The sequence below is a fragment of the Methylobacterium nigriterrae genome, assembly GCF_037106235.1.
Taxonomy (GTDB): domain Bacteria; phylum Pseudomonadota; class Alphaproteobacteria; order Rhizobiales; family Beijerinckiaceae; genus Methylobacterium; species Methylobacterium nigriterrae.
Genome location: NZ_JBAWTG010000046.1, coordinates 1 through 15420, shown reverse-complemented (window position 1 = coordinate 15420; position 15420 = coordinate 1). Strand labels below are relative to the sequence as shown.

Annotated in this window: 11 protein-coding genes; 4 read left to right on the top strand and 7 right to left on the bottom strand. The window is 73.5% G+C overall.

Annotated elements, in window-relative coordinates:
* Nucleotides 1-13 precede the first annotated feature (13 nt).
* On the bottom strand, nucleotides 14-301 hold the full coding sequence (locus WDW90_RS21065) for a hypothetical protein (RefSeq protein WP_336489424.1): 288 nt from the start codon (nucleotides 299-301) through the stop codon (nucleotides 14-16).
* Nucleotides 302-501: 200 nt separating this feature from the next.
* Entirely contained in the window at nucleotides 502-2661 is a 2160-nt protein-coding gene (recG, locus tag WDW90_RS21060) for an ATP-dependent DNA helicase RecG (RefSeq protein WP_336489423.1), read from the bottom strand.
* Between the two features lie 194 nt (nucleotides 2662-2855).
* On the opposite strand from recG, the gene WDW90_RS21055 reads away from it, so the two are divergent.
* Complete coding sequence (locus WDW90_RS21055; protein WP_336489422.1) at nucleotides 2856-3152, top strand: FAD assembly factor SdhE; 297 nt, start codon at nucleotides 2856-2858, stop codon at nucleotides 3150-3152.
* A gap of 145 nt (nucleotides 3153-3297) precedes the next feature.
* Nucleotides 3298-6900, top strand: coding sequence for a transcription-repair coupling factor (mfd, locus tag WDW90_RS21050; protein WP_336489447.1), 3603 nt, complete (start codon nucleotides 3298-3300; stop codon nucleotides 6898-6900).
* Between the two features lie 626 nt (nucleotides 6901-7526).
* Here mfd and WDW90_RS21045 read toward each other — a convergent pair.
* Nucleotides 7527-7871, bottom strand: a complete 345-nt coding sequence (locus WDW90_RS21045) for a hypothetical protein (RefSeq protein WP_336489421.1) — start codon at nucleotides 7869-7871, stop codon at nucleotides 7527-7529.
* Nucleotides 7872-8184: 313 nt separating this feature from the next.
* A complete protein-coding gene (locus WDW90_RS21040; RefSeq protein ID WP_336489420.1) occupies nucleotides 8185-9552 on the bottom strand; it encodes an AMP-binding protein in 1368 nt (455 codons plus the stop codon).
* Nucleotides 9553-9937: 385 nt separating this feature from the next.
* Here WDW90_RS21040 and WDW90_RS21035 point away from each other — a divergent pair, with 385 nt between their 5' ends.
* On the top strand, nucleotides 9938-10717 hold the full coding sequence (locus WDW90_RS21035) for an invasion associated locus B family protein (protein ID WP_336489419.1): 780 nt from the start codon (nucleotides 9938-9940) through the stop codon (nucleotides 10715-10717).
* Nucleotides 10718-10826: 109 nt separating this feature from the next.
* Here the strand turns inward: WDW90_RS21035 and hspQ are convergent, their stop codons facing one another.
* Both hspQ and WDW90_RS21025 read right to left on the bottom strand, forming a co-directional pair.
* Nucleotides 10827-11165, bottom strand: coding sequence for a heat shock protein HspQ (gene hspQ / locus WDW90_RS21030; RefSeq protein WP_336489418.1), 339 nt, complete (start codon nucleotides 11163-11165; stop codon nucleotides 10827-10829).
* Nucleotides 11166-11269: 104 nt separating this feature from the next.
* Nucleotides 11270-12316 carry an HpcH/HpaI aldolase/citrate lyase family protein gene (locus WDW90_RS21025; protein WP_336489417.1) on the bottom strand — a complete coding sequence of 349 codons (1047 nt, stop codon included), beginning with the start codon at nucleotides 12314-12316 and terminating at the stop codon, nucleotides 11270-11272.
* Nucleotides 12317-12682: 366 nt separating this feature from the next.
* On the opposite strand from WDW90_RS21025, the gene WDW90_RS21020 reads away from it, so the two are divergent.
* On the top strand, nucleotides 12683-13948 hold the full coding sequence (locus WDW90_RS21020) for a patatin-like phospholipase family protein (RefSeq protein ID WP_336489416.1): 1266 nt from the start codon (nucleotides 12683-12685) through the stop codon (nucleotides 13946-13948).
* Between the two features lie 10 nt (nucleotides 13949-13958).
* Here WDW90_RS21020 and WDW90_RS21015 read toward each other — a convergent pair whose 3' ends face one another.
* A complete protein-coding gene (locus WDW90_RS21015) occupies nucleotides 13959-15209 on the bottom strand; it encodes an FAD-dependent monooxygenase (RefSeq protein WP_336489415.1) in 1251 nt (416 codons plus the stop codon).
* Nucleotides 15210-15420: the final 211 nt, after the last annotated feature.

Sequence of the window (15420 nt, the reverse complement as noted above, 5' to 3'; positions counted from 1 at the left end):
CGGGCGGAGCCGGTCAGGACGCGCTGGCGACCACCGGCGCCTTGGCGACGGGAGCGGCGGGGCCGTGGCTCATCCAGCCCGTCGCGGATTCGACCGCGATCAGGAGACCGAGCGCGACGCAGAGGGCGTTGGCGGCGATGAAGAGGGGCCGCGAGGCCCGGCGGACCGCGATCGCGATCGCGTCGGTGGCGGTGTCGGCCGGGACGGCGTCGGAATCCGAGATCGGCAGCAGCCAGGGTTCGCCCGCGCACGGGTTCCAGCCCTCGGAAGACCCCAGGTTTTGGAACGGTCCGGTCAGCATCGGCATACCCTCCACATGTCCCGATGTCGGGCCGATCGAATCGGCCCTTCGTTCATGTTGAGTTAAGATTGGGTCATGAACGCGGCAAGGGATGATGCCGTTCCGGCGCCCCCGCCGCAACCCCGAATCTGTATGGCAGATGAACGGAGCCGGCGCTGCCGCCGCGAGGGCACAGCGCCCACGGACTTTTCGCGCGCCCTTCAGCCAGCGCCGAGGAGCCGGATCGCGGCGTCGCGCTCGAACAGGTAGAGCAGCACCCTGAGCGCCCGGCCGCGCTCGCTCCTGAGGGCGGGATCGCGCTCGACCACCAGGCGGGCATCGTCGCGCGCCGCCTCCAGGAGGTCGCCGTCGCTCTCCAGGCTCGCGAGCCGGAAGGCGGCGAGGCCGGATTGCCGGGTGCCCAGCACCTCGCCCTCGCCGCGCAGGCGCAGGTCCTCCTCGGCGATGCGGAAGCCGTCCTCGCTCTCGCGCATCATCTCGAGGCGGGCCCGGGCGACCTGGCCGAGCGGCCCCCGGTAGAGCAGGAGGCAGGCGGAGGCGGCCGAGCCCCGCCCGACCCGGCCGCGCAGCTGGTGGAGCTGCGCGAGGCCGAAGCGCTCGGCATGCTCGATCACCATGATGGTGGCCTCCGGCACGTCGACCCCGACCTCGACCACGGTGGTGGAGACCAGGATCCGCGTCTGCCCGGACGCGAAGCGCTCCATGGCGGAATCCTTGTCGGGGCCCGGCATCTTGCCGTGGATCAGCCCGACCGCGTCGCCGAAATGCTGCCTCAGGTCGTCGAAGCGCTCCTGGGCGGCGGCGAGGTCGACGAACTCGGATTCGGCCACGAGCGGGCAGATCCAGTAGACGCGCTCGCCCCGCGCCAGCGCCCGCTCCAGCCCCGCCACCACCTCCTCGATGCGCTCCACGGGAATCGTGATCGTCCGGATCGGCTGGCGGCCGGCGGGCTTCTCGTCGAGCACCGAGACGTCCATGTCGCCGAAGAAGGTCAGCGCCAGCGTCCGGGGGATCGGGGTCGCGGTCATCACCAGGATGTCCACCGCCTCGCCCTTGGCGCCGAGCGCGAGGCGCTGGTGCACGCCGAAGCGGTGCTGCTCGTCCACCACCGCGAGGCCGAGATCGCGGAACACCACGCTCTCCTGGAACAGGGCGTGGGTGCCGACCAGGATGTCGATGCGCCCCTCCGCGAGGTCGGCGAGGCTCGCGCGCCGCTCCGCCGTCCGGTCGCGCCCCGTCATCAGGCGCAGGCGCAAGGGGCCGGCGAGGGGCCGCAGCCGCTCGTAATGCTGGCGGGCCAGGATCTCGGTCGGCGCCATCAGGGCGGCTTGGCGGCCCGCCTCGACGGCATGCGCCATGGCGATGAGCGCCACAGCAGTCTTGCCCGAGCCGACGTCGCCCTGGAGGAGGCGCAGCATGCGCCGGTCGCTGGCCAGATCCGCCCGGATCTCGGCCACGGCCCGCCTCTGGGCGCCGGTCAGCCCGAAGGGCAGGTCGGCCTCGATCCGGGCGGCGAGGCGCCCGTCGCCGGCATTGACCCGGCCGGGCTTGCGCCGCTGGCGGGCGCGCAGCAGGGCGAGCGCCAGCTGCGAGGCCAGGATCTCGTCGTAGGCGAGGCGCCGGCGGGCGGGCGGGCGGGGCGGGGCGTCCGCGTCCTCCTGCCGGCGGGGCGGGGGCTCGTCCGGCCGGTGCTCGGCCCGCAGCGCGTCCGCGAAGGGGGGCCAGCCGTTGCGGTCGAGCCAGGCCGGGTCCTGCCACTCGGGCAGCACCGGCAGGCGGTCGAGGGCGGCGTGGGCGAGCTTCGAGATCGCCCGCGAGGTCAGGCCCTCGGTCGCCCCGTAGATCGGCTCGACGGCCGGCAGGCTCGCGAGCCCCGCCTCGTCGGTGACGCGGGAGGGGTGCACCATCTGCCGGTGCCCGTCCCAGAGGTCGATGCGGCCCGAGATGTAGCGGTGGGCGCCCAGCGGCAGCATCTTCTCGATGCGGGCGCGCGGCATGCCGAAGAACACGAGGCTGATGTCGCCGGTGGCATCCTCCACCAGCACCCGGTGCGGGCGCCGGCCGGCCCCGGGCTGCGGGGGCCGGTGCGACACCACGGTGACGCCGAGCGTCACCGGCTCGCCCGGGGGCGCCTCGGCGATCGAGCCTTTCAGCTGCCGCGCCACGCCGCCCTGCGGCAGGTGGAACAGCAGGTCGACGATGCGGGCGGGCTGCTCGGGCGTGCCGAGGAGCCGCTCGATCAGGGGCGCCATCTTCGGGCCGACGCCCGGCAGCGTCCGGGCGGGGGCGAAGAGCGGGTCGAGGAGGCTCGGCCGGAGGGCCGTCGGGGCAGGGGGCGTCGGGGCGGAGGCGTCGGTCATGCGGGCGGCGGGGTGGCGGCGGACGGGATGGTGCCGCGGGCGGGAGACCCTATATAGACCATCGCGCCCGCCTCCCGCTGCGGCACAGCTTCCCGCGCGGGTTGCGCATGGGATCACATGGAATCACCGGATTGCGGGATCTTGCAATCCGGGGGTCAGGCGATCCCGGGATCACGGCATCACAGGTTTGGCTCATGTCCGGCACCACCCGCACCAGCGCGGATCTCGACCCGCGCCGCCGCCGCACCCTCTACCGGGCCTGGCACCGGGGCATCCGCGAGATGGACCTGATCATGGGCCGCTTCGCCGATGCCGAGATCGGGTCCTTCAGCGAGGGGGACCTTGCCGATTTCGAGGCGCTGATCGAGGTGCCCGACCGCGACCTGTTCCGCTGGCTCACCGGCGAGGCCCCGGTGCCGGAGAATTACGACACGCCGGTCTACCGCCGGCTCGGATCCTTCCATAAGCACGACGCGCCGATCCACGGCTGAGCGGTCCCCGCGCATCACCGCTCCCCGTCCGGAGCGGTGGCATCCCTCGCCCCTCTCCCGAACGGGGAGGGGCATGTCGGCGCCGGACGAGCCGGCGCCGGGTTACGACTTCCGCAAGCCGAACGAAGCGACACGCACCACCTTCATGGCCAAACCCGCACCGAAACCCTCCGCCCCCGCCGCGCCGAAGCCGCCGGCCGCGCGTTTCGCCCTGCCGAGATCCGGGCCGCTGGCGAAGGCGCTCGAGGCGCTGAAGCGCGGCGACAGCCCGACGCTGGCGCGCGTGCCGGAGGGGTTCGACGCCCTCGTGGTGGCCGATCTCGCGCGCGCGCTCAGCCAGGGCTTCGAGGGGCCGGCGGTGCTGGTGCACGTGGCGCGCGATTCCGGGCGCTCGAACGCCTTCCAGAACGCGCTGCGCTTCGTCGCGCCCGAGCTCGAGATCATGAGCGTGCCGGCCTGGGACTGCCAGCCCTACGACCGGGTCTCGCCGAATGCCGGCATCGCCGCGAGCCGCATGACGGCGCTCTCGCGGCTCGCCCGCTCGCGCTCCTCGGAGGCGGCGCCGCGCATCCTGCTGACCACCGTCAACGCCCTCGTGCAGCGGGTGCCGCCGCGCGACCGGATCGCGGTCGAGACCTTCTCGGCGGCGGTCGGCAACGTCGTGTCGATGGACAAGGTCACGGCCTGGGTCGAGGCGAACGGCTTCCTGCGCACCGGCACGGTGCGCGACACCGGCGAGTACGCCGTGCGCGGCGGCATCCTCGACCTGTCGCCGCCGGGCCTGCCGAACCCGATCCGCCTCGACTTCTTCGGCGACACCCTCGAATCGATCCGCGCCTTCGACCCCGAGACCCAGCGCACGATCGGGCAGTTGCGCTCCCTCGACCTCGTGCCGATGAGCGAAGTGCAGCTCACCACCGAGACGATCCGGCGCTTCCGCCAGGGCTACATCCAGAATTTCGGGGCCGCGACCCGCGACGACCGGCTCTACGAGACGGTGAGCGAGGGCCGCCGCTACGCCGGGCTCGAGCATTGGATGCCGCTCTTCCACGAGCGCCTCGACACCCTGTTCGACTACGTGGCGGGCGTGCCGATGGTGTTCGACGCGCAGGTCGAGGAGGCGGCCGCCGAGCGCCTCGCCCTGGTGCAGGACTATTTCCAGGCGCGCGAATCCGCCCTCAAGACCCCGCAGGCCGGCGTCGCCCCCTACAAGCCGCTGCCGCCGCGCGCCCTCTACCTCACGCCGAACGAGTGGCGGGAGCGCGTCGCCGCCGCGAGCGTCGCCCGGCTCACGCCCTTCGCGCTGCCGGGCGGCGAGGCCCGCGCGGTGATCGATTGCGAGGGCGAGCCGGGGCGCAGCTTCGCGCCGGAGCGCGCCGAGGAATCGGCGAGCGTGTTCGACGCGGCGGTCGCGCATGTGCGCGACCTGCAGGGATCCGGGCATCACGTGATCCTGGGATCCTGGTCCGACGGCTCCCGCGACCGGCTCTGCGGCGTGCTGACCGACCACGGCCTGAGGAAGCCGATCGCGATCACCCGCCTGTCGGACGTCTACGCGCTGAAGCGCGGCACGGACGTGGCGGTGGCGGTCTGGGGGCTCGAGGCCGGGTTCACGGCCGGCCAGCTCGCCGTGGTGGCCGAGGGCGACATCCTGGGCGACCGGCTGGTGCGCGCCAAGCGCAAGGCCAAGCGCCCCCAGGACGTGATCCTGGAGGTGCAGGCGCTGCAGCCCGGCGACCTCGTCGTCCATGCCGACCACGGCATCGGCCGCTTCGTCGGCCTCAAGACCGTCACGGCGGCGGGCGCCCCCCACGATTGCCTGGAGCTGCAATACACGGGCGGCCTGCTGCTCCTGCCGGTGGAGAATATCGAGCTCCTCACCCGCTACGGCTCGGAGGATGCCGAGGTGCCCCTCGACCGGCTCGGCGGCGGCGCCTGGCAGGCCCGCAAGGCCAAGATGAAGCGCCGCATCCTCGAGATGGCGGGCGCGCTCATCAAGGTCGCGGCCGAGCGCTTCGTGAAGCCCGCCCCCCGCCTCACCGCGCCGGAGGGGCTCTACGGAGAATTCGCCGCCCGCTTCCCCTTCGAGGAGACGGAGGACCAGGGCAACGCCATCGAGGCGGTGCTCGACGACCTCAACGCGGGCCGCCCGATGGACCGGCTCGTCTGCGGCGATGTCGGCTTCGGCAAGACCGAGGTGGCGCTCCGCGCCGCCTTCGCGGCGGCCATTTCCGGCAAGCAGGTGGCCGTCGTGGTGCCGACGACGCTGCTCGCGCGCCAGCACTACCGGACCTTCGCGGAGCGTTTCAAGGGTTTGCCCGTCAACGTCGCCCAGGCCTCCCGCTTCGTGTCGAGCGCCGACCTGAAGAAGGTGCGCGAGGGGCTCGCGAACGGCGGCATCGACATCGTGGTCGGCACCCACGCGCTGCTCGCCAAGGCGGTCGCCTTCAAGGATCTCGGCCTCATCATCGTGGACGAGGAGCAGCATTTCGGCGTGGCCCACAAGGAGCGGCTGAAGGCGCTGCAGGCGGATGTCCACGTGCTGACGCTCTCGGCGACCCCGATCCCGCGCACCCTCCAGCTCGCCATGACCGGCGTGCGCGAGCTCTCGATCATCGCGACGCCGCCGGTCGACCGCCTCGCCGTGCGCACCTTCGTGACGCCCTTCGACCCGCTCCTCATCCGCGAGGCGCTGCTGCGCGAGCGCTACCGCGGCGGCCAGGCCTTCTACGTGGTGCCGCGCATCGAGGATCTCCCCGAGGTGAAGCGCTTCCTCGACGCCGAGATGCCCGAGATCAAGGTCGCGGTCGCCCACGGCCAGATGGCGGCGGGCCAGCTCGAGGACGTGATGACGGCCTTCTACGAGGGCAAGTTCGACGTGCTCCTCTCGACCACGATCGTCGAATCGGGCCTCGACATCCCGACCGCCAACACGCTGATCGTGCACCGGGCCGACATGTTCGGGCTCGCCCAGCTCTACCAGCTGCGCGGGCGGGTCGGGCGCTCGAAGGCGCGGGCCTACGCGCTGTTCACGACGCCGGCCAACCGCCAGCTCACCGTCCAGGCCGAGCGGCGGCTCAAGGTGCTGCAGGGGCTCGACACGCTGGGCGCGGGCTTCCAGCTCGCGAGCCACGACCTCGACATCCGGGGCGCGGGCAACCTGCTCGGCGACGAGCAGTCCGGCCACATCAAGGAGGTCGGCTACGAGCTCTACCAGCAGATGCTGGAGGATGCCGTCACGGCGCTCAAGGCCGGCATCGAGGAGCCCGTGGAGGAGGCGTGGTCGCCCACCATCGCGCTCGGCGCCCCCGTCACGATCCCCGAGGACTACGTCGAGGATCTCGGCGTGCGCCTCGGCCTCTACCGGCGCCTCTCGACGCTCGGGAGCGACGCCGAGATGGAGAGCTTCGGGGCCGAGCTGATCGACCGCTTCGGCCCGCTGCCGCCGGAGGTAGAGCAGCTCCTCAAGATCGTGACGATCAAGATCCTGTGCCGGGAGACGAACGTCGAGAAGGTCGAGGCCGGCCCCAAGGGCGCCGTCATCCACTTCCGCGACCGGGCCTTCGCCAACCCGCCCGGCCTCGTGGCCTACGTCGCCGAGCAGGGCTCCTTCGCCAAGGTCCGCCCCGACATGAGCATCGTCTTCATCCGCGAGCTCGACAGCGTGCCCGAGCGCCTCAAGGTGACGACGCAGATCCTCCGGAGCCTCGCCAAGATCGCGGCGCAGGGCGGCAGGAAGGCGGCGTGAGGGGGATGTCCGGGCCCGCGCTCCGGAAGACGGCGGCGGGGCGCGGCTCGAGCGTTGTCCCTGGCCTGCGGATCAGGGAACGCGCACGAATCCTGTCCGGTGCCGCATCGCCTCGCCCCGGGCCGGCGGCCGCTTCGGCGGACAATGCGCGTGTTCTCAGTGTGTTGAGGCCATGACCTCACGTTCCGCCTCAACGAATTCCAGGCGGCGTATCGATGCAGCGCAGCCCGCGCCGCCACCTCTCCCGTGCGGGAGAGGTCGAGTCCGCGGAACGTGGACCGGGTGAGGGGTTCGCCGTCTCCGGAGAGGTCGCACCCCTCACCCTGTCCCTCTCCCGCACGGGAGAGGGGACCCGCGCCCGGCCTTGGGAACCATCGAGCCCTGCACCGACGCTCTCGTGGATACCGGCGGAGTTGGCGCGCCGCCCCACCTCTCCCGTGCGGGAGAGGTCGAGTCCGCGAAAGCGGACCGGGTGAGGGGTTCGCCGTCTCCGGAGAGGTCGCACCCCTCACCCCAACCCTCTCCCGCACGGGAGAGGGGGCGCGTTGCCCCATTGATCCGGTCGCTGTTCACGATGTGCGAACGGGTTGGCCCGTGCGGGAGGCGCCCTCGGGCCCCGCCTCGCCTCAGCGCTCCGGCTCGTTCAGGACGTAGGGCCCGATGCAGCTCTTGAGGTCCACCGGGGCGCCGGCGCGCCGGCCCATGGCCTCGTCGACGGTGATGACCGGGATGCCGGCGCTGCGCATCTGGGCGCGGAGCCTGGCGGCGCGGCGCGCGAAGCCGGAGCCGCCGCGGGTGGAGGTCTGGAGCAGGATGGCGGCGGGGCGGGCGATCACCGCGAGCACGTCGTCGGCGGCCTCGAGCGAGGCGGTGACGCTCGCGTAGCCGAGCTCGGCGAGCTCCGCGGCGAGGGAATGATCGACGGCGCGGTGGCCGTCGTCGACAACAAGAACTTGTTGCAGCGCACCCATAAGCTTCAGCGTTACCCCATCGCGTGCCCCTTGGGAAGGGACCCTAGCCATAACCCGCGGGGCGGCGGTTGGTTCGCCGGCGAGATTGCAGATGCGAAGATGCCGGGCGAGCCTGACCGTGCGATGAACTGCCCGCGCGAACCGGTGTGCGGGCCTCGCCCGCCGCGTCAATGCGGCGAGCCAAACGACTGAGATGGTTCGTTTTTAACCAATCTTGGAGGAAGCCGGGCGGGTCCGGGGCAAGGGTCCGGGGGCGCCGCCGCGCGCGCCGGGCGATGCCTCGAGAAAATCCCGCACTGCGAAGCGGAGCGGCTCAGGCCTCGACGACGCCCGTCGCTGTCCCGGCAAACAGGCTCGGCCGGAAGCGGGAAGACCGCCAGGTGGCGGCGTCGGGCGGCTCCGCGGCGCGCTGCAGCGGGGCGGCCTTGCCGGCCAGGCCGCGGAAGCCGAGGCGGCCGTCCGGCTCGTGCCGCAGGGCGAGGAGCCCGGGCGGCAGGCCGAGCCGCCCGGGCTCCGCCAGGGTGAGGGCGAGGTCCGCCGCCCCGCGGGCGCAGGACAGGACGACGTCCTCGTCGAGGGCGAGCACGTCGATCAGGGCCGGGTGGCCGCCGCGGAAGGCGGGGCGCAGGGTGCGCCCCGTCAGGCGGGCGGGGGCGCGGTGCGCGACGCTGACCGAGCGCAGGGTCTCGGGCAGGGGCCCGGAGGCCAGCGCCGCCTCGAGGAAGGCCGGCACGACGAGATGGGTCGGCACCGGCCGCCGCAGGGCGGCCGCGAAGGCGGCGCCGTCGAAGACCGGCAGGGTCTCCAGGCTCGCGCCCGAGATCAGCGCGGCGCCGAGGCCCGTGACGAGGCCGCGCAGGTCGCCCGGCGCCACGAGGCCGAGGATCCGCTCGGCGGGCTCGATCCGGGCCGCGATCAGGTGCACGGCCGCCGCCGCCAGGAGGGCGTCGCCGGGCCGGTGGACCGGCCGCGCCGGGTCGGCGCCCGCGAAGCTGACGAGGCCGCCGCCGCCCTCGACCGGCCCGGCGCCGGAGCGCCGGTCGAGCGCCATCTCGTCGAGGCTGATCACCCCGTCGGGCAGGCCGGGGCCGAAGGCCGCGAGGTAGCGCAGGCCGAAGTAGCGGGCGGCCACGCGGCACAGGCGCTCGGCCGGGCGGGCCTGCCCGAGCCGCGCCTGGGTCAGGACCGCGCCGATGCCCGCCGCCTGGATGCCGGCGAGCAGCTGGTCCTCGTCCCAGGACGGGGGCAGGAGGCAGGGGACGTGGCCCGCGGCCTCGACCGCGAGATGGGCGACGAGCGCCTCGGTGCTGCCCGGGAGGGCGAGGCCGACGCGGCTGCCGGGAGGCAGACGCCAGGCGCGCAGGCCGTGGCCGAGGCGGGCGACGAACTCGGCCGCGGCGCCGTAGGTCCAGGTCATGGAGGCCCGCCCGCTCCAGGCCGCCTTGTCGGCGGCGTCCACGAGGGCGACGCGGTCCGGATGGCGCAGGGCCGTGGCGGCGAGCAGCGCGCACAGCCCCGTGCGGCGTGAGGGGACCTCGGCGGGGGTGGCGGCGGGCGCCGGTTCCGCGACGGGGTCCGGCGGCGGGGCGGGGGGAGCCGGGGCAGGGGGACGCGGGCGGGCGGGCGGGCGCGAACCCGCCCCCCGGAGCGCCGCGACGGGTTGTTTGATCGAAGCCAACACCTGCACCCGTCTCCCCCGATACCCCGTCGTTGATGGGACTTTAAGGTTAACCGGGCCCTAATTGTCCGCGGGCAGGCCGGAGAGGCGGCACGACCGGGCTTGCGTCGCGGGGCGTCTTGCGTCAGGGCGTGCTGCGCGAGGCCGCGTCCCGGATCGGGAACGGCAGCGGTGTCATGTCTTCGCCTCATTCGGGGGGAAAGCAGACCGCCCGGTCGTTCGAGCGGAGTCGAGAGGCTTTTGGCTTGCCCTTCGGCCGAGCAGGGCGCGTCCGGGGCTTCGAGTGCTCCGGCATGCGCCGGCCGACGCTCCTGCCACGGCGGCAGCGCGTCTCGAGCCGCGTCATGGTTTTCGCCTTCTACGTGAGACTTCCAAGGGGTCAGAGCTGATGTTCCTCGCCAACCGCCAAGCGCGCCCGCTGCGCGTCGCCGCGTTCCTCGCGCTCGCCGGCGGCCTCGCGGCCGCGCCGGCCCTCGCCCAGCCGAAGGGCAAGCCCGCCGCTCCGGCCGCGCCCGCGCCGGCCGCGCCGGCCCCCACGACCCCGGCCGCGCAGCAGCCGCAGTCGCAGCAGCAGAGCGGCCCGCAGGTGGTCAACGTGAAGTCCGAGCCGAGCCAGGCCGACTGGACCAAGGTCTGCGGCAAGGACGGCAGCTCGGGCACCGACATCTGCTACACCACCCGCGACTTCGTCTCCGACCAGGGCCAGCCGGTCCTGGCGGTGGCCGTCTACGAGATGAAGAACCCGCAGACGAAGCAGGAGGTGCGCGTGGTGCGCTACCTGCTGCCGCTCGGCCTGCTGCTGCAGCCCGGCATCCGCTTCACGGTCGACAGCCAGCAGCCGACCACCGGCAAGTTCGCGGTCTGCTTCCCCAACGGCTGCTTCGCGGAGGCCGGCAACCTCGACGCCAGCGTGGTCGCCGCGATGAAGAAGGGCACGACCCTCAACGTCTCGGTCCAGAACCAGACCCAGCGCGAGGTCACCTTCGCGGTGCCGCTCGCGGGCTTCGGCAAGGCCTTCGACGGCCCGGCCATGGACCCGAAGGTGCTGGAGGAGCAGCAGAAGAAGCTCCAGGCCGAGCTCGAGAAGCGCAGCGAGGACATGCGCAAGAAGCTCGAGTCCGAGAAGGGCGGCTCCGCGCCCGCCGCCGCCGCGGCCCCGAAGCCCTGAGCGTCGGGAACAAGGGTCACGAGCGGACAAGCCGGGCAGCGATGCCCGGCTTTTTCATTGGCGCGGGTCGCCCCGCCGGTGCGGGAGAGGGCGCGTCGAGGGTCCGCCCTCAGTTCGCGTGGCGGTCGCGGACGCGGTAGGCGCCGCTCGCGTCCTGCACGAACACCTCGGCGATGCCGGCGTGCCGCAGGGCCTCGCCGGAGGTGTCCGGCACCAGGTTCTGCTCCGAGACGTAGGCGACGTACTCGGATTCCGCGTTCTCGGCGAGCAGGTGGTAGAAGGGCTGGTCCTTGGCGGGCCGCACGTCCTCTGGGATCGCGAGCCACCATTCCTCGGTGTTGTCGAACACCGGATCCACGTCGAAGACGATGCCCCGGAATGGATAGAGGCGGTGGCGGACCACCGCGCCGAGGCCGAACTTCGCGACTTTCACGTTCTCGTCGGTCATGATTCTCAAGATAGGCCCGGGCCGGCGCCGTGTCACGGCCGGCCCGGGGCAGGGCTGGTCTTCGCGCGCGTAATATTCAGGGATCGCAGATCAAAGGATGCAGATCAAAGGTTGTACGTCTTGGCGAGCCCGGGGTCCTTCTGGGCCACGAGCCGGGCGAGGTCGACGATAACCTTGGCCTGCTTCCAGGTGGCGTCGTCCTGCATCTTGCCGTCGAGCATAACCGCGCCGGTTCCGTCGGGCATCGCCTCGACGATGCGCACCGCGAAGGCGACCTCGGCGGGGTCGGGCGCGAAGACGCGGCTGGCGATGGCGACCTGGCTCGGATGCAGCGTCCAGGCGCCCGCGCAGCCCATCAGGAAGGCGTTGCGGAACTGCGCCTCGCAGGCCTCCGGATCCGAGAAGTCGCCGAAGGGGCCGTAGAAGGCCTTAATGCCGCTCGCCATGCAGGCGTCGACCATCTTCGCGATGGTGTAGTGCCAGAGATCCTGCTGGGCCGAAGGCCGCGGCGCGTCCCCGGCCGGGTCGGCGATGACGCGGTAATCCGGATGCCCGCCGCCGACGCGGGTGGTCTTCATGCCGCGCGAGGCCGCGAGGTCGGCCGGCCCGAGGCTCATCCCGTGCATGCGCGGGGAGGCGCAGGCGATGGCATCCACGTTGGCCACGCCCTCGGCGGTCTCCAGGATGGCGTGGACCAGGATCGGCTTGCCGACGCCGTGGCGGGCCTCGAGCTGGGCGAGCAGCTGGTCGACGTAGTGGATGTCCCAGGGCCCCTCGACCTTGGGCACCATCACGACGTCGAGCCGGTCGCCGACCTCCGCGACGATCTCGAACAGGTCGTCGAGGATCCAGGGGGAGTTCAGGGCGTTGATGCGCGTCCACAGGCCCGTGCCGGAGGCCGCGAAGTCGGTGTCGCGGGCCATGGCGACGAAGCCCTTGCGGGCGGCCTCCTTCTGGTCGGCCGGCACCGCATCCTCGAGGTTGCCCAGCACCACGTCGACCGTCTTGGCGAGCTCCGGCACCCGGGCCCGCACCTTCTCGTTGTGGGGCGGCACGAAGTGGATCATGCGCTCGAGCCGGACCGGCAGGTCGCGGAACGGGGCCGGCGCGCCGGTGGCGAGCGGCTGGAAGAAGCGGCGCGGCAGTTTCATGGGATGTCCTCGGGTCTTCCTCGGGGTTGCCTGGGCGGTCCTGGGCGGTCCTGGGCGTCGACCCCGCGCGGGGTACCCCGGGATCGGGGATCGGATACCTCGGCGGGGCGAATCGGCTCACCCCGTAGTGCAAGGGCGGGGCCTGCGTAAAGCCGTCCGAAGGTGGTGGGACGGGGGCCGGTTGCGGGCTGGGGACCCGGGGCCGCGCTCGCGCGAGGTGTTGCATCGCACGCACGGTCAAGGTCCCATCAGGAACTGCCCCGGCGGGCGGCACGTTTCCGGGTCGAGGCGGGCCTGCAAAGAACCCTGCGAAGAACCCGGCGGGGAGCCTCGCAGGGAACCAAGCTCATCGAGGGACCGAGGCACATGTCCGGACTGACCAAGCGGCACACCCTCCTGTGCACCGCGGCGGTGATGCTCGGCACGCTCACCCCGCAGATGGCCCCGGCCGCCCCGCGGTCCGGCGAGCCGCAGCGGGTCGCGTTCACGGCCGGCGAGGCGGGCAGCGCCCGGCCCGCGGGCCTGAAGGGACTGGTGCGCATCGCGGGCGACGACGTCGCGGCCTTCCAGGCCCTGATCGACCGCGCGCCGATGGCCGCCGAGCCCTGGCTCGTCCTCTCGGGCGGCGGCGAGAACGGGGCCTTCGCGGCGGGCCTCCTGACCGGCTGGACCGAGGCTGGCGACCGCCCGGATTTCGGGGTGGTCACCGGCGTCAGCACCGGCGCGCTGATCGCGCCCTTCGCCTTCGTCGGCGAGCGCGGCAACGGGCCCCTGCGGGAGGCCTACACCACCATCACGGCCGCCGACGTGTTCGAGTTCGGCGGCAGCAACGAGGCGCTCACCGACACCTGGCCGCTCAAGAAGCGCATCGACAGGGCGATCACGCCGGCGCTCCTCAAGGCGGTCGCGGCCGAGAACGCCAGGGGGCGCCGCCTGCTCGTGGCGACCACGGAGGTCGATGCCGAGCGCCCGGTCCTGTGGGATCTGGGCGCGATCGCCGGCGACGGCTCCCCGAAGGCGCTCGCCCTGTTCCGCGCCATCGTGCTCGCCTCCTCGGCGGTGCCGGGAATCTTCCCGCCGGTGCTGATCGACGCGGTCGCGGCCGACGGCAAGGGCTTCCAGGAGATGCACGCGGATGGCGGCACCACGGCGCCGTTCTACCTCGCGCCCGGGCCAGCGATCCTCGGCGGGGCGAGCGTCCGGATCCCGGCCAGGACCGTCTACGTGGTCGTCAACAACAAGCTGACGCCGGACTTCCAGATGGCGACGCGCACTACGCTGAGCGTGCTCGGCCGCTCCCTGTCGGCCGCCATCAAGGCGCAGACCGCGGGGACGATCGCCCTGTCGCGGGCCTTCGCGGCGCGCAACGGGCTCGAGCTGAAGGTGGCCGAGATCGACGGGCGCTTCACCCGTACCACGACGGCGCCCTTCGACCAGCACTACATGCAGGCGCTCTTCGCCCACGGCGAGGCGCTCGGGCGCGCCGGCACCGCCTTCGGGAGCCAGCCCGGGAGCCAGGACGGTTTGGCGCTCGCGCCGAAAAGTCCCGGCGGCGCCGGGCCGGAGCTTGCCACGGGCTCGATCACCCCGGCCCGCGCGCAGACGGCCTCGGGGGAGGTGGCCCGCCGCTGACGGCCGGGCCTCAGCCCCGCGCCCGCATCAGCTCGGGCGCGTTGAGGCGCGGCAGCACGCCCTCGCGCATCACCGCGCGGCGCAGCGGGCCGATCGTCGTCATGGCGAGCAGCCCCGCGCCCCGCAGGGCATCGACGGGCAGGAGGTCGGCGATGAGGCTCCGGTTCAGCGCGTCGACCGCCGCATTGCGCAGCCTGGCGTCGAGGCCGCGGGCCCGGGCGAAGCCCGCGAGCGCGCCCCGCGCGCCGGGGTCGCGGCGATCGCGCGACGCCGCCACGACGGCATCGCGCAGGGCGGCGGCGTCGCGCAGGCCCAGGTTCAGCCCCTGCGCGCCGATCGGCGGGAAGACGTGGGCGGCCTCGCCGATCAGCGCGAGGCGGTGCGCCACGGGGCTTCCGACCGAGAGGCCCCGCATCGGCACGAGGCCGCGCGGCCCGTCGATGCGGAGCGATCCGAGCAGGCACCGGGACTGGCGCTCGACCGCGGCGGCGAGCCCGGGCTCGTCGAGGGCGGCGAGCCGCCGCGCCGGGCCCTCGCCCATGACCCAGACGAGGCTGGAACGATGCCCGCCCGGCAGCGGCACCAGGGTGAAGGGGCCCTGGCGGGTGTGGAACTCCGTCGAGACGTCCCGGTGCGGGCGCGCGTGGGCGAGGAGCGTCGTGATCGCGGCCTGCGGGTAGGTCCAGTCCCGCACCGCGAGGCCCGAGGCCGCCCGCAGGAGCGAGCGCGCGCCGTCTGCCGCGACCACGAGCCGGGCCGCGACGCCGCGCCCGTCCTCGAGCGCGAGGCGAGCCTCCGCCTCGCCGCGCTCGCAAGGCCCTGCGTCGCACTCGAACAGGGTCAGGCCCGGCGCGGCGCGGGCCTCCATCCGCAGGCTCTCGACGAGGCGGGCGCTCTCGACGTTCCAGCCGAAGGCCTCGAGCCCGATCTCGGAGGCCCGGAACCGGGCCGGGGGCGGCCGGAACAGGCTGCCGGTGTCGTCGACGATGTGGAGCTCGGCGAGCGGCGCCGCGTGCGGGGCGATCGCACCCCAGGCGCCGAGCGCCGCGAGGAAGCGCACCGACCCGTCGAGGAGCGCCACGGTCCGGCCGTCGGCGACGGGCGCGTGCCGCCCGACGAGGGCGGTCGGGATGCCCTCGCGCGCCAGCGCCAGCGCCGCCGCGAGCCCGGCCGCGCCGGCGCCCACCACCGCGACCTCGAACGGGCAGGGGGATGCGCTCGGGGCTGAGGGGTCTGCGCTCACGGAGGTCTCCTGCGGCATCGAGGCGGGTTCCGCGTGATCTAGAACGGCCCGGGCCCGCTGTCTCGGGCCGGGCGACGTTCGGTCCCGGCGCGGCGGGCGATCATCCTGTGAAACGCGACGCGTCTCTCCTCCCCGTTCCGGGGCGACGGCTCACGGACCGGGCGGCGCGCAACCCCGCGCCCCGCCCGGCGGAGGGGGCGCCGCAGACCGCGGCCCGTGACCATCCGGA